12 protein-coding genes are annotated in these 14,639 nt (G+C 48.8%); 8 read left to right on the top strand and 4 right to left on the bottom strand.

What is annotated here, in order from left to right:
- Nucleotides 1–138 precede the first annotated feature (138 nt).
- From MKY28_RS28745 to MKY28_RS28710, 8 genes are all read left to right on the top strand, one after another.
- A complete protein-coding gene (locus MKY28_RS28745) occupies nucleotides 139–1,509 on the top strand; it encodes a phospholipase D family protein (RefSeq protein WP_253509316.1) in 1,371 nt (456 codons plus the stop codon).
- A gap of 125 nt (nucleotides 1,510–1,634) precedes the next feature.
- On the top strand, nucleotides 1,635–2,258 hold the full coding sequence (locus MKY28_RS28740) for a TetR/AcrR family transcriptional regulator (protein WP_340937674.1): 624 nt from the start codon (nucleotides 1,635–1,637) through the stop codon (nucleotides 2,256–2,258).
- On the top strand, nucleotides 2,255–2,596 hold the full coding sequence (locus MKY28_RS28735; protein ID WP_047840722.1) for a DMT family transporter: 342 nt from the start codon (nucleotides 2,255–2,257) through the stop codon (nucleotides 2,594–2,596). Before MKY28_RS28740 ends, MKY28_RS28735 begins: the two co-directional genes overlap by 4 nt.
- Complete coding sequence (locus MKY28_RS28730; RefSeq protein WP_017691901.1) at nucleotides 2,596–2,910, top strand: DMT family transporter; 315 nt, start codon at nucleotides 2,596–2,598, stop codon at nucleotides 2,908–2,910. The genes MKY28_RS28735 and MKY28_RS28730 overlap by 1 nt, the downstream gene beginning before the upstream one ends.
- A gap of 209 nt (nucleotides 2,911–3,119) precedes the next feature.
- Nucleotides 3,120–3,251: a hypothetical protein gene (locus MKY28_RS28725; RefSeq protein ID WP_256721316.1), complete on the top strand. Its 132-nt coding sequence runs from the start codon at nucleotides 3,120–3,122 to the stop codon at nucleotides 3,249–3,251.
- Between the two features lie 213 nt (nucleotides 3,252–3,464).
- Nucleotides 3,465–4,412 (top strand): TetR/AcrR family transcriptional regulator, encoded by a 948-nt coding sequence (locus MKY28_RS28720; RefSeq protein WP_340937671.1) that lies wholly within the window; start codon nucleotides 3,465–3,467, stop codon nucleotides 4,410–4,412.
- A gap of 33 nt (nucleotides 4,413–4,445) precedes the next feature.
- Entirely contained in the window at nucleotides 4,446–7,670 is a 3,225-nt protein-coding gene (locus MKY28_RS28715) for an efflux RND transporter permease subunit (RefSeq protein ID WP_340937670.1), read from the top strand.
- 498 nt (nucleotides 7,671–8,168) lie between these two features.
- The gene (locus tag MKY28_RS28710; RefSeq protein WP_340937669.1) at nucleotides 8,169–9,809 is read left to right on the top strand and encodes a PucR family transcriptional regulator; all 1,641 of its coding nucleotides are present in this window, start codon (nucleotides 8,169–8,171) and stop codon (nucleotides 9,807–9,809) included.
- Between the two features lie 16 nt (nucleotides 9,810–9,825).
- On the opposite strand, the gene MKY28_RS28705 is transcribed toward MKY28_RS28710, so the two are convergent.
- From MKY28_RS28705 to MKY28_RS28690, 4 genes are all read right to left on the bottom strand, one after another.
- Complete coding sequence (locus MKY28_RS28705; protein WP_047840726.1) at nucleotides 9,826–10,053, bottom strand: hypothetical protein; 228 nt, start codon at nucleotides 10,051–10,053, stop codon at nucleotides 9,826–9,828.
- Entirely contained in the window at nucleotides 10,053–11,498 is a 1,446-nt protein-coding gene (hydA, locus tag MKY28_RS28700; RefSeq protein ID WP_340937667.1) for a dihydropyrimidinase, read from the bottom strand. The genes MKY28_RS28705 and hydA overlap by 1 nt, the downstream gene beginning before the upstream one ends.
- Nucleotides 11,495–12,790, bottom strand: a complete 1,296-nt coding sequence (gene preA, locus MKY28_RS28695; protein ID WP_340937666.1) for an NAD-dependent dihydropyrimidine dehydrogenase subunit PreA — start codon at nucleotides 12,788–12,790, stop codon at nucleotides 11,495–11,497. Before preA ends, hydA begins: the two co-directional genes overlap by 4 nt.
- 479 nt (nucleotides 12,791–13,269) lie before the next feature.
- Nucleotides 13,270–14,637, bottom strand: a complete 1,368-nt coding sequence (locus MKY28_RS28690; protein ID WP_340938070.1) for an NAD(P)-dependent oxidoreductase — start codon at nucleotides 14,635–14,637, stop codon at nucleotides 13,270–13,272.
- Between the last annotated feature and the right edge of the window lie 2 nt (nucleotides 14,638–14,639).

Raw genomic sequence — 14,639 nt, 5'->3', positions numbered from 1 at the left:
GAAGTCAGCAAGTACAGAAGGGGGAGTCCACCGTTGGCCTCATTACGCCGCCATACATCAGACCGCAAGTCTTCACGCGGCAAAATTCCATACATACGAACAGGACTTGTCCTATTGGTCCTATGGCTCATCGCCGTCATGCTCTATCAGACCTACAAACCATTACCAGCGGGCATTTCCTATGAAAGTCCAGAATACCGTGTGGATCAAGTCGAGTTCCTGCACGACCTCACTTATCCTTCCTCCGACGGACAGATGGAGCACGAACAGCAGATTTTCCAGCGCATGATGCAAATTGTGGAGGAAGCAGAGCAGTTTGTCCTGGTGGATATGTTTTTGTTCAATAATTATCAACACAAGGGACAGAACTTTCCTCCCGTGAGTACTGAATTCACCGAAGCGCTGGTCACCAAAAAAAATCAGCATCCTGATATGGACATCTGGTTCATTACAGATGAAGTAAATACCAACTATAACTCAGCACCCAATCCGTTGCTGGAACAAATGAAACAAGCAGGCATTCATGTGGTCATCACGGATGTGGACCCTTTGCGTGATTCAACTCCAGTGTACTCTGCGGTCTGGCGGACCTTCTTCCAATGGTTTGGCCAATCCGGAGATGGCTGGATCAAAAACCTCATGGCCACGGATGGTCCGGATGTAACGGTCCGTTCCTATCTCAAGCTGCTCAACGTGAAAGCAAATCATCGCAAAGTTGTTGTTAGTGAGAAGACGGCGATTGTCTCTTCTGGCAATATTCATGATGCGAGTGCCTACCACTCGAATATTGCATTTGAAGTAACAGGTCCAATCATTGGCGATATTCTTCAGTCCGAGCAAGCTGTTCTCGACATCTCAGGCGGAGGCAAGGTTCCTGCCTACACAGCTCCTTCCTCGAATTCAAACACGGGAGATTTGCGAATACGTTATTTAACTGAAGGCAAAGTGAATGACGCTGTACTCCATGAGATCAATCAAGCTGGCAAAGGTGACACCTTATGGATGGGCATGTTCTATGTGGCCTCTCCGAAAGTATTGGAAGCCCTGCTGGAAGCGGCAAAACGAGGAACCGAGATCCGGCTTGTACTAGATCCAAATGAAAATGCTTTTGGTCAGGAAAAGATCGGCATTCCGAACCGTCCTGTCGCTGCTGAATTGCATGATAAATCGGACGGTAAAATTCAGATCCGCTGGTATAACACCACCAAGGAGCAATACCATACCAAGATGATCTATCTTGCCAAAGCAACCGGAGATCATATTGTCCTCGGGGGTTCAACCAATTTCACCCCCCGAAACATGAATGACTACAATCTGGAGAATGATCTATGGGTTGCTGCACCTCCAGACAATAAGTTCACACTCGATATCGCGAATTATTTTGAGCGCATATGGAATAATAATGATGCCGAGTTCACGTTAGACCTGGATGAGTTCCAGGAGAAGACTACGTTTTTGAAAGGTATCCTATATAAGCTGCAACTGATTCTGGGTCTTACGACCTTTTGATCAGAAACCACATCCATACCTGTTATATCCGCCTGTACTCACTGTGCAGGCGGATATTTTCATCTTGACAGGTGATGTAAAGTGTGGAAATATAATTACCTAACGACCGTTAGGAAGGTGATTGAATGACTGCACAATCCATTCGGGATGCAGCCCTGTTCCATTTTGCCAGAGATGGCTATGAGGGAGCTTCTCTGAGAGCAATTGCTGATGAAGTCGGGATTAAAAAACCGTCCATATATGCGCATTTCAGCTGCAAGGATGACTTGTTTTTACACACACTGGACTTTGCATTTCACGAGGTAACACGGCACACACTGGAATATTTCCGCGATCATGCGGATCTGCCATTGGAGCAGAGGCTGAAAGGCTTGCTGATCTGGTTCGAACAAGAATACAATGCCCATGCTTCGGCTCGATTGATGTTGCGTAATTGTTTCTACCCACCACTTTCCCTGTATGGCGAAGTGATGGATCAAGTGTATCCGTTTATCGATGGTATGGAACGCGCACTGACTCGTCTGCTGCAAAGGGCAATGCGTAATGGAGATATTCCAGCCATTCCCGCAGAACAAGCCGCCATTGCATTCATGACGCTCCTCGACGGCATTACCGTGGAGATTATCTATGGAAGTTCCCGTCGGTATAAGAGACGGTTGGAAGCATCCTGGCCTGTATTTTGGCATGGCATTCATCATTTGAACGACGAGGCACACAGCGTTGTGCCGGAAGGAGATTCAACAACATGAACCGCAACTGGTTATATGTATTTATCGGCGGAATTATTGAGATTGTCTGGGTAAGCGGGCTGAAACATGCCTCGAATGCCTGGGAGTGGACTTTAACGGGGATTGCCATCGTGATCAGCTTTGGACTGATCATTGCCGCTTCCAAAAGGTTGCCTGTGGGTACGGTGTATGCCGTCTTTACGGGAATTGGTACGGCGGGTACCGTCCTGACGGAAATGGTATTGTTCGGTGAACCGTTCCGCTTGGCCAAAGTATTGCTTATCGGGTTGCTGCTCTGCGGCGTAATCGGACTGAAGCTGGTTACGGATCAGCAAGAAGCCAAAGGAGGTACAGTATAATGGCTTGGATGGCAATTGTAGGTGCAGGGATATGTGAAATTTTCGGCGTAATCGGTATTAATGGTGCTTCCACCAAGAAAGGATGGCCATACATCGTACTTATGCTGGTGTCGTTTGTGTTCAGCTTCTCGCTCTTGTCCTACGCCATGACGTCCATTCCCATGGGCACAGCATATGCCGTGTGGACGGGGATCGGGACGGTCGGCAGTACGTTAACAGGCATGTTCCTGTTCGGTGAACGGAAAGAAGCGAAGCGTATCCTGTTTATCGCGATGATTTTGGTGGCAGCTGTTGGGCTGAAACTCATCACGTAACGAAAGTAAAATGAAGTTATACTTTATATCTCCGATTGCAGTCCCACTTTCCAATCTCCGTTATCGTGTAATTCTTAGCTTCCATTATGATACTATTAAATTCTGTAATATAAAAAAGACGACTTCGATCAGAAAGTCGTCTTTTTTGGGGAATGATATAAATAGGGAACCTCTTTATACTTTGCCACGTAAGAAAGGATGTCGTAATCATGAGAAAATTATTGGCACGCATGGGCTCTTATACAGGGTATACCCTTCTGATCGGCATGGCCATTTTCTATCTCATCGCTCTAGTCGCCATTATTATACTCGCCTTGTACGCCTTCACTGGAGGAAACTAACTTAAACGTTCTTGATACCTTATCCCTATCGTACATACAGGCTGCACTTTGTTACTTGCCGTCTCTCCTTCCCTTTGATCAGCCACTTTTCCCAATATACATTTTCCAATTTACTCCCATTTGAATTCCTTTAACCAGATCGTTTATACTTATTTTGACCTTAAAGTCAATTCAAGAACTCACAAGTTCCCTGATGAGGTGAAAGTATCGTTAATGAACCCTATACATGAGATGAATGAGAAGAAAAAACTCATCATTACTACAGCACTCAAGCTATTCTCGGCCAAAGGCAGTGCCGCAACCTCCATGCAGGAGATTGCTGAGATATGCGGGATGTCCAAGGGAAGCCTTTACCTTATATTCAAATCCAAAGAGGAATTGGAAGACAGCACGATGGAGTACTGTTTATTTACGCTCATAGACGAACTATCCCAGATCGAACATGAAGCTGACCTTACTCCGAGAGAACGTTCACACAAACAGATTGAGACACTGCTCGGCCATGTGTCCGAGCTAAAGGAATTTTTACGTGTGCAAATGCAAAGCATGATGATGAATGATGAGCCACATCGCAAGGAAAAATGCAACCCACAGCATAAAGATCTGGAGGTCCTTACACTACACGGTTTCAAGGACAAACTGGAAGATATGTACGGACCGGAGATTGAACCCTATACGATAGATCTTATTTTGCTAATACAGGGTCTGTTCCTCTCCTACGTTAAGATCTGGTTTACGGAAATGCCTTCCCTTACCGTCTCCAAAATGGCAACCAATATGCTACAGATGATTGATTATGCAGCTTACGGTTTGCTCGATCATCGCCCTGCGCCTTTGATTTTGTTGGAAGACTGGCCCGCATGGAGTAGTGATCCAAACACAGACTCCACTGTGATGCGTCATCCCATTCACATTATTAAGCAAATGCAGGATATCGCTGGTTCCGATTTGCCATCAGGGCAAACAAAGAATGATGTGCTTGAAACCATCGCCATTCTCAGACAGGAGATGATGGAATTTACGCCTAGGCGTGCCATCATTCTTGGCATGATGCACAATTTGGAGAGCGTATCTGCCATCAAACCTTTGCACTCTGAGCTTAAGCACAGTCTGGATGCCAAGTATAGCCGGTTTATTCAGGCTGACTCGTCACACATATAAACAGGAGAAACAGAGAGGAGAAGAAACCATCGTATGAAAGGTATTATTAATTTTTCACTGAACAACAAGTTTGCGATTTGGATTCTGACGATTATCATCTCTTTCGCAGGTTTGTACAGCGGATTGACGATGAAACAAGAGACAATCCCAAACATCAACGTACCGTTTCTGAATGTCACTGCCATTGATCCGGGGGCTGCACCGGAGGGAATTGTTGAGGATGTCACGAAGCCGCTGGAAGTAAAACTACGTAATGTAGATGGCGTGAAGACAGTTACCTCCACTTCCATGGAGAACGCAGCATCGATCACACTCGAATTTGATTATGGAACAGATCTGACCAACGCAACTGCAACCGTTCGTGAGGCACTGAATGAAGTTCAATTGCCTGACAGCGTGCAGAAGCCTACCATTTCCAAGTTCAGCATTAACTCTTTCCCGGTTGTATCTCTGAGCCTGTCCGACAAGGACGGCGGTGACCTGGAACAATTGACACGACTGGTTGAATCGGATATTCAGCCTGCACTCGAAGATATTGACGGTGTAGCTCAGGTCCAGGTGTCCGGTCAATATGTGAAAGAAGTTCAATTGAAGTTTGACCAAGCCAAAATGGCCGAGCTGGGCCTGACCGAAGATACGGTAAACGGCATCGTTCAGGGTTCATCCATTCGTGTGCCCCTTGGACTGTTTGAACTGGATAAATCCCAGAAAGCCGTTGTCGTAGATGGAAACATCATCGACATCGATGATCTGAAAAACCTTGCCATTCCAGTTGTACCCAGCGGTGCCGGAGCTTCCGCAGGCAATGGTTCAAACGCATCCCCACAAGGCTCTGGAGCACCAACTGGTGAAGCAGGTCAAGGTACCGCTCCAAGTGCTTCACAAGGAACGGACCAAGCCGCTGGTGGTAATGCCAGTGTGGGTAGCCCTTCAGGTGCTGCCAACGCATCTGGTATCCCGACAGTGAAATTAAGTGAACTTGCCAAGATCGAAGTCATCGGTCAAGCGGAATCCATTTCCCGGACAGACGGCAAGGAATCGATTGGTATTTCCATTGTAAAATCCAACGATGCCAACACGGTTGATGTCGTTAACGCAGTCAAAGATAAAGCGGAAGAGTTGCAATCGCAGTTCAAAAATGCTGATTTGACTGTATTGCTTGACCAAGGTAAGCCGATTCAGGACTCCGTGAACACGATGTTGGGCAAAGCCGTTTTTGGCGCCTTGTTTGCCATCCTGATCATCCTGCTCTTCCTGCGTAATATTCGTTCAACCATTATCTCCATTATCTCGATCCCGCTCTCCTTGCTCATGGCATTGACTGCTCTCAATATGATGGATATTACTTTGAACATGATGACGCTGGGTGCGATGACAGTTGCCATCGGACGGGTTGTCGATGACTCCATCGTTGTTATCGAGAACATCTACCGCAGGTTAACACTCAAAGGTGAGAAACTGAAAGGCCGTGAACTAGTCCGCGAAGCAACTCGCGAGATGTTTGTGCCAATCCTTTCTTCCACGATCGTAACTATTGCGGTATTCCTGCCACTGGCATTGGTAAGCGGTATGGTCGGTGAGTTATTCACGCCATTTGCACTGACCATGGTATTCGCTTTGCTGGCATCCCTGATCGTTGCCATTACCATTGTGCCGATGCTTGCGCACACCCTGTTCCGTGGAGGGTTGAAGAACAAACAGAATCACGAAGAAAAACCAGGCAAAATGGCGGAAGGTTACAAACGCCTGCTGAACTGGACTCTGTCACACAAACTCATCACGGTCAGTATTGCAGTGATCCTGCTGGTCGGCAGTTTGTTCCTGTACCCGTTCATCGGTGCAAGCTTCTTGCCAGAACAACAGGATAAATACGTGACTATTACGTACAGCCCACAAACCGGAGCTTTGCGTGAAGATGTCGAAAAAGAAGCACTCGTTGCCGAGAAGTGGTTGCTGGAACAACCAGGTCTGGAGAAAATGCAATATTCCATCGGCGGCACGAACCCACTGAGCAGTATGGGTGGCGGTGGCGGAAACTCGGCTCTATTCTATATCGAATATAACGAAGATACGAAAGACTTTACCAAAGTGAAGGAACAGCTTGTAGAAGGTCTGAAGAAAGAAGTTACCGTAGGTACCTGGAATGAGCTCGACATGTCCGGCGGTCTGGGTGGTAGCGGCCTGAGCCTCTCCATCTATGGCGATAATGTAGAGCAACTTAAACCTGTATCGGATGAAATTCTGAAACTGGTTGAAGCGGATAAGGATAATTTTGAAAAAGCAGATACAACACTTGCTGACACCTACGGGCAGTATACGCTCGTGGCGGATCAGGAGAAATTGAGTTCCCTGGGCCTGACTGCAGGCCAACTGGCGATGACGCTGAGCCCGGCACGGGAACGTCCTGTGCTTACGGAAGTCGATATCGATAACAAAACGTACAAAGTATATGTAGAGACAGACAACAAAACATTCAGCAGTATTAAAGAAATTGAGGATGAAACCGTCACTTCACCGCTTGGCATCGAAGTACCAATCAAAGATGTTGCCAAAGTAGAAGAAGGTACGTCCCCGAACTCCATCATGCAAATTGATGGTAAAGTTGTCGTACAAGTCACAGCCAACATCCTGGCTTCGGATGTAACGAAAGCTTCGAGTAACCTACAGGCTGAGATCGACAAGCTGGATCTGCCTGATGGCGTTGAAGTGAAGTTTGGCGGTACAACCGAACAGATTAATGATACCTTTACTCAACTGGGTCTCGCCATGCTGGCGGCCATCGCCATTGTATACTTCGTGCTCGTTGTTACATTCGGCGGCGGATTGGCACCATTCGCAATCCTGTTCTCCCTGCCATTTACGGTCATTGGTATTATGGTAGGTCTGTTCATCGCTGGTGGTACGCTCGACGTCTCGGCCATGATGGGTGGACTGATGCTCATCGGTATCGTGGTCACCAACGCTATCGTGTTGATCGACCGTGTTATTCACAAGGAAAAAGAGGGTATGCCTACCCGTGAAGCCTTGCTGGAAGCCGGTGCAACACGTCTGCGTCCAATTCTGATGACCGCTCTCGCAACCATCGGTGCCCTCTTGCCACTGGTAACGGGTCTCGAAGAGAGTGCGGGTATCATCTCCAAAGGACTCGGAATTACCGTAATCGGTGGTCTGATCAGCTCCACGCTGCTCACGCTGGTTATCGTACCGATTGTGTATGAGTTCCTGATGAAATTTAAAAAGAAAAGAATCGAAGATTAAGAAGTCGTTGATTGTACTCATGTAACGGTTCGAGTACAACTTAAATGTAGACTATAATATTAGCTTCTCGCCCCTTAGCGTATATTGGAATGATTGAATTCCGATGTGATGTTAAGGGGCTTTTTTTTATTTAAGCATTTTGCATAAATCCCATGAGCGTCTTCCAATCAGCAAGATATAGATCGAAATGATTCTATTCGTCTATATCTTGTACCCGTGAGCGATTGGAATCGAATTATGCAAAATGCTGATGAAAATTCACACGAGACATAGACTGACATATAAATTCTTTATTTTAATCAAAATTACAAAAAGAACAGTCCCATTTGTCATTTGAAACAAATGAACGTTAGATTTCAGCCCATTGGCTGTAAATAGACTTATAATATGGATTAATTATGTAAGTTGACGGATTCCAGACTCCAGATAGATCACATGTTATTGGGGAAGGGCGGTGTTTGTGTGGGGGAGACAACGCTTCATATTCAAGTCAGAGACATGTTAAAACGTCCTGTGTTTCGCAAGGCGGAAGTTCTGGCCAGTGATCGTGCGCTGGAGCGGTATGTTCGCTGGGTTCATATCATGGAGGTTCCTGAGGTAGGGGACTTGCTCAATGGAGGGGAATTGGTTCTTACGACAGGCATTGGCTGGCAGGAAGGTGAGCAGCATGGCCTGTCTTTTTTGCATCAGTTAATTGCACGTGGGGCTGCTGGACTCTGTATGGAACTGGGGGATCACACCAAGTCGCAGCTCGGGGCTATGAAAGAAATTGCAGTAGCAGCTGATTTTCCGTTGATCTGGTTTCACGAACAAGTTCGTTATATCGATATTACGCAAGACCTGCATTTTACCTTGATTCGCAGTCATCAGCGGATGATCGCTGAACTCGATAGTCTCACCACCTCATTTAACCAACTTCTTCTGAATGGAGATGGCGTACAACCTCTGCTTCGATTATTGTCACGAACAACCGGATGTGCCGTGGCGTTATATCCACTTGAGGGGGAAGCGAGTAGCGTTCCCTATTGCTCTCCAGAGCAGCTGGAGACTCGTCGGCAGGATTGGTTTTTGCAGCGGGAACATTTGGCGGGGGAGGATATTCCGAATTTAATGCAGCTGTCAGATAACACATTGGATGTGATCAGCATGCCTGTTCAGGCGTTGGAGTATACCTTTGCTGACCTTGTGCTGATGCATCAAAAGCTGCCGGATCACGATTCAAATATATCAATCAAACCCTCAGATGAATTCGTCATTCAGGCACTGGAACGTTGCGCGGCCGCGATTGCCCAGGACTGGATGCGTACCAAATACATGGAAGAGAAACGCCGCTACAAAGAAGATATGTGGGTCATTGACTGGCTTAACGGACATCACTCCACGAAGGAAATCCATGAATATGTATCCACCGTTAATCCCCTTCTCGCAACGAGCAAAGCCACCATAATCTTATTCGACAGCAACCCCGCGTACACAGATAGCCTCAGACTTCAGAAGTTATTGATCCAACGCAACATCGTTGCCCGTTCCGTGTTCGCTCGGGAGAATTTCACCCTCTACAGCACCGTTCTAAACCACCAGATCATTCTTATCATTCTCGACCCACTACCTGGATCTCAGCGTAAAAGCAGTCTCTGGCGCTGCATCGAACAGCTGCAGCAGCACGAGCAGGAACAGACCCACTGCCTCTTCTCAGGCCTGATCGGTATCGGTCATAACTGCACGGACCTCTCCCGTCTCAAGGAGAGCCTGGAATCCGCGAAGGAGACACTGCGAATTCAGAAAGACATCGGTGTGATGCAACAGCCTTTTTACAGTAATCTTCATTGTTACCGCATCATCGCCAGTATGAAGCAGAGTGGGAATCTGGATGATTTCATCGAAGAATATTTGGGGCCGCTCATTCGTTACGATGTGGAGAAAGGAGGTCAGCTGCTGCGGACCCTCAAGCAATATTTGGTCCTGTGCTGCTCCAAGCAAGAGACGGCCACCGCTCTATATATCGTCAGACAGACACTGTATCACCGTTTGGACAAAATCGAAGCCCTTTTGGGAGAAGACTATATCCTCCCCGAGAAAAGGGTCGCGATCGAACTTGCCATCTACGCATATGAGTACGTACACGGCCCGATCGCATGAAAAGCTTCAGTATGGTCTACGCTCCCCGTTGCTCCTGAAGCTGGCGAATCAGGATGTGACTGAACCACTTCCGTCCAGACGCCGTGCCTACGTATTGCTCTTGTTTCTCTTCGGGAAGATCCGGGTGCCCCCATATGACGTGAGCACCCTCCAGATGTTCCCGTACCGCATAGATCCGATAACCCTGTGCAACCATTCGCTCTATGGCGATCCTCTCGGTCTCAAACACATCATGATCCGACATCAGCTTCTCCCTCCATTCACTGCCGTCACAGGATGTTTCATCGGTATGGGCGCGCCTGCATCATACTTGTTGCGCTTCACATATTGGCCTGCCCCTGCTGTTCCGGTATACTGCCGATCTCGAATGACATACTCCCCGCGGCACAACACCGTCACCGGACATCCCTGTACCTGCATACCTTCAAATGCACTGTAATCCACGTTCATATGATGCGTATCTGCCGAGATCACCCTGTTTACAGAGGGGTCAAAAATAACGATATCCGCGTCTGTCCCGACAGCGAGAGTCCCTTTCTGCGGAAATAGTCCAAATAACTTGCTCGCTCTTGTCGAACATAGATCAACCCACTGATTGAGCGTAATCCGCCCCTTGACTACACCTTCGGAATACAGAATGCTGAGACGATCTTCGATGACTGGCCCCCCGTTAGGAATTTTGCTAAAATCATCTTTGCCCAAGTCCTTCTGCCCTTTGAAATTAAACGAGCAATGATCGGAGCCAATCGTCTGCAACTGACCACTTTTCAATGCATTCCACAACAATTCCTGATGCGCTACTTCCCGCAGCGGAGGGGACCAGACATACTTTGCACCCTCAAAGTCCGGCTGATCCATGATCGATTGATCCAGTATCAAATACTGAGGACAGGTCTCCCCCCAGATCCGGTAGCCCATTTCACGCATACGCGCAATTTGCTCCACTGCTTCCGCACAGGTCACGTGCACGACATACAACTGTGAATCCGCAAGTGCAGCCAGACGCGCCGCACGCCCTGTTGCTTCTCCCTCCAGCATGGATGGACGAGTCAGCGCATGATGAATCGGCTCCGTGCGCCCTTCGGCGAGCGCCTGTCGAACCAGCAGGTCAATGACATCCCCGTTCTCGGCATGAACCATCACGAGTGCGCCGTACTCTTTTGCCTTTTGCAACGTCTGGAAGAGAATCCCGTCATCGGCCTGAAACTGGTTTTTATACGCCATGAACACCTTGAAGGATGACACACCCTCTTCTTCAATGATCTGCGGCAGTTCTTCTAACACCTGATCATTCATTTCGCCGATCATGAGATGGAAACCGTAGTCGATGGTTGCTTTACCCTCGGCTTTGGCATGCCACTCTTGGAGTGATTCGATTAAATGACGGCCTTTTTGTGTCAGACAGAAATCAATGATCGTTGTTGTACCGCCAAAAGCTGCTGCTGTCGTTCCCGTCGCAAAATCATCCGCCGTGACCGTTCCACCGAAGGGCATATCCAGATGCGTATGCGGATCGATCCCGCCCGGAATGACGTAACAACCCGCTGCATCCACAACCTCCGTTCGTTCGTCAGGCACCAGTCCGATGCCAATCTGTGTGATTTTACCCTTTTCGATCAAAATATCTGCTTCAAAAGTATCTGACGCTGTGACCAAAACACCGTTACGAATCAATTTGCGGGTACTCATGATATCGCCTCCTTGGTTGATTGATCTCTAACCGATTGCAGCATCGCAATCGCAGACTGACGTTCATTCCAGGTTACAGGTTCCTGCTCAGGTACAAGTTCAATCATCTCAATCGCCCCATCCACCGGGCAAACGATCGAACACAGATTACAGCCAACACAGTCCTCTTCCACCACTTCCAGATAGGAGCCGGACGGGTCGGTCAACATATCAATACATTGATGCGAGGTGTCCTCACAAGCAATATGGCATTTGTTGCAATTGATGCAGATATCGCGGTTGATGCGGGCGACGACTTTGTAGTTCAGATCAAGATTGCCCCAATCCGAGTAACGTGGAACCGTCTGACCTACCAGTTCTGCTACACTGCTCAGACCCTTTTCATCCAGATAATCGTTCAGCCCATCAATCATTTCCTCCACAATACGGAATCCATGATGCATCGCTGCGGTACATACCTGAACCCCTGTAGCGCCCATGAGCAGAAACTCTGCGGTATCCCGCCAATCAGATATGCCGCCTATGCCAGAGATCGGCACACCCACCTCCGGATTACGTGCACACTCCGCAACCATGTTCAGTGCAATTGGCTTCACAGCTGGGCCACAGTATCCACCATGCGCTCCTTTGCCGCCCACATGGGGCACGGTATTCCACGAATCCAGATCCACACCTGCCAGGGAGTTAATGGTATTGATCAGGGAGATCGCATCCGCGCCACCTCGTACAGCTGCCCGGGCTGTCGCCGTAATATCCGTGATATTCGGCGTGAGCTTCACAATCACCGGTGTGGTCGCCACTTCCTTCACCCACATCGTCTGTAGTTCGACCAGGTCAGGTTGCTGACCGGAGGCAGCTCCCATGCCACGTTCAGCCATACCATGCGGGCAACCAAAGTTCAGCTCCAGGCCGTCCACACCGACAGCCTCCACCTTTTTCACAATCTCATGCCACTTCTCTCGCGTAGGTTCCACCATCAGTGATGCCACAACCGCACGATCCGGGAATCGTTTCTTGGTCTCGACAATCTCCCGCAGATTCACTTCCAGCGGACGATCCGATATCAACTCAATATTATTAAACCCCGCCACCCGTTGCCCACCAAAATGGACTGCCGCGAAACGCGAGGATGTATTGATAATTGGCTCACCCAGTGTCTTCCACACCGCACCACCCCAGCCCGCCTCGAACGCACGCTGGACCTGATATCCCGTATTGGTTGGTGGTGCAGAAGCCAGCCAGAATGGATTGGGTGATCGAATACCTGCCAGATTAATGGATAAGTCAGCCATAACGATCCCTCCTTGGTGTTGTTTGAACATATTAGTTGTACTGGACATTTGGTCGCGCTCAGGATCTCTGCGTAGTAGTGGGGTTTCTGGATAACACCTAAATTCTAACGAACCGTACACCTCTTATTGGGCTCATTAGCGGCACTTTAAAAATCTAACGAATCGTAGAAAGCTTATTTGGCTGTAATCGCTCATTTCGGCTTCATTTCAACAGGTATTCGTCAAAATAAGACGTGTGAGATTTGTTAAATTTTCCAATCCTCGGTAATTGCCACTATAAGGTGTGTAGGGTTCGTTAGCGTGTCAGGTACACGAGAATTTGATGTACCCACACTTCTTGCTCAGATCTGATCCACACCTATATCACTCTAGCAGTCGCTTGCGCCCTCCCACCCTCGCCTCTCCTTGTATTCTCTCCTTACACCCTTTCATTGCACGGTTTCCGTGTACTCTCCACTGTTCCTTGTCTCGCTCACAACTCACGCCGTCTCTTCCACCTGTCCAGGTAATGCCTTCATGACTGCGGCGGCAGCCAGCTTACCCTGCTGTGCAGCCGAGACAACCATCGCCTCACCCTGGCCCTGACCAAAAATGACATCTCCTGCCGCATAGATCTGAGGGTGTGAGGTACGGTACGTATGCGGCTCGATCTCGACAACACCCCAGTGGTGACGCAGCCCAAACGCTTCGATTAATGGTAATAACCGATGCTGCCCAATCGCCCGGATGACCGTATCACATTCAATCATGAACTCCGATCCCTCCACAGGCACAGGCAATGCACGCCCACCTCCAGGCGGGGTAATCAACTCCATTTTCACGCATTCCACAGCTTGAACCCGACCGTTCTCGTCTCCAATGATTCGCTGCGGCATCGTAAACCAGCGGAACTCCACACCCTCCTGCTTGGCAAACGTATATTCAAACGCATACGCCGTCATCTGGCTTTCCCCGCGCCGATATAACATCTGCACCCGCTCGGCACCAAGACGTACCGAACAGGTTGCTGCATCTATCGCCGTATTGCCCGCGCCAATAACGGCGACCTTCAGACCATTCAGCGCGGGCGGAACACCTTGCTTGGTAGACTCCACCAGTTCAATCGCATCATAGACACCTTCCAATGTCTCCCCTTCAATGCCCAGCATAGGTACTGGACCCATGCCACAGGCCAGAATGACCGCTTCATGCTGCTCCAGCAACTGCGAAGCAGGGATATCCACACCAATACGCACCCCATAGCGGATCTGTACACCAAGTGCCTCCACCTGCTCCACTTCCCATAGCGCAACCGATTCGGGCAAACGGAAGGATACGATGCCGTACGTGTTCAGCCCCCCGCCTTTGGGTTTTGCTTCATAGATCGTCACCTCATATCCTGCACGCCCCAGTTCACGTGCTGCCGATAGTCCTGCTGGCCCCGCTCCCACAACAGCAACGGTTCTCCCATTGGCAGGTGCTGCCTGGAATAACGGCTCATTCTTCGCCCGCGCCCAGTCGGTGGCGTAACGCTGCAAGTCACCAATGCGAATCGGCTTCGACGATTCGTTCAGAACACATGCACCTTCACACAATTCCTCTGTGGGACAGACACGTGCGCAGCTGGCTCCAACCGGATTTGCATCCATGATGGTGCGGGCCGATCCTTTCAGGTGCCCTGTGGATATTTTGCTAATAAAAGAAGGGATATTAATGTCGGTTGGACAGGCTTTGATACAAGGTGCATCGTAACAGTACAGACAGCGGTTTGACTCCTCCATCGCTTCCTTGCCTGTCATGGCGGGTTTCATCTCGGCAAAACTACTCTCCCACCCATAATCGGATAACGTTGTTCCTGAGCTGTTCATCA

The sequence above is a fragment of the Paenibacillus sp. FSL R5-0473 genome, assembly GCF_038004565.1.
Taxonomy (GTDB): Bacteria; Bacillota; Bacilli; order Paenibacillales; family Paenibacillaceae; genus Paenibacillus; species Paenibacillus amylolyticus.
Note: the sequence above shows the minus strand (reverse complement) of the source record. Positions and strands in the feature narration are given on the sequence as shown.

Bases quoted from the DNA above. Each gene is read 5' to 3' on its own strand.
- MKY28_RS28740 (WP_340937674.1), top strand. From the start codon at position 1,635: ATGACTGCACAATCCATTCGGGATGCAGCCCTGTTCCATTTTGCCAGA.
- MKY28_RS28690 (WP_340938070.1), bottom strand. From the start codon at position 14,637: ATGAACAGCTCAGGAACAACGTTATCCGATTATGGGTGGGAGAGTAGT.
- preA (WP_340937666.1), bottom strand. From the start codon at position 12,790: ATGGCTGACTTATCCATTAATCTGGCAGGTATTCGATCACCCAATCCA.
- MKY28_RS28735 (WP_047840722.1), top strand. From the start codon at position 2,255: ATGAACCGCAACTGGTTATATGTATTTATCGGCGGAATTATTGAGATT.
- MKY28_RS28715 (WP_340937670.1), top strand. From the start codon at position 4,446: ATGAAAGGTATTATTAATTTTTCACTGAACAACAAGTTTGCGATTTGG.
- MKY28_RS28745 (WP_253509316.1), top strand. From the start codon at position 139: ATGCTCTATCAGACCTACAAACCATTACCAGCGGGCATTTCCTATGAA.
- MKY28_RS28710 (WP_340937669.1), top strand. From the start codon at position 8,169: ATGTTAAAACGTCCTGTGTTTCGCAAGGCGGAAGTTCTGGCCAGTGAT.
- MKY28_RS28705 (WP_047840726.1), bottom strand. From the start codon at position 10,053: ATGTCGGATCATGATGTGTTTGAGACCGAGAGGATCGCCATAGAGCGA.
- MKY28_RS28725 (WP_256721316.1), top strand. From the start codon at position 3,120: ATGAGAAAATTATTGGCACGCATGGGCTCTTATACAGGGTATACCCTT.
- MKY28_RS28720 (WP_340937671.1), top strand. From the start codon at position 3,465: ATGAACCCTATACATGAGATGAATGAGAAGAAAAAACTCATCATTACT.
- hydA (WP_340937667.1), bottom strand. From the start codon at position 11,498: ATGAGTACCCGCAAATTGATTCGTAACGGTGTTTTGGTCACAGCGTCA.
- MKY28_RS28730 (WP_017691901.1), top strand. From the start codon at position 2,596: ATGGCTTGGATGGCAATTGTAGGTGCAGGGATATGTGAAATTTTCGGC.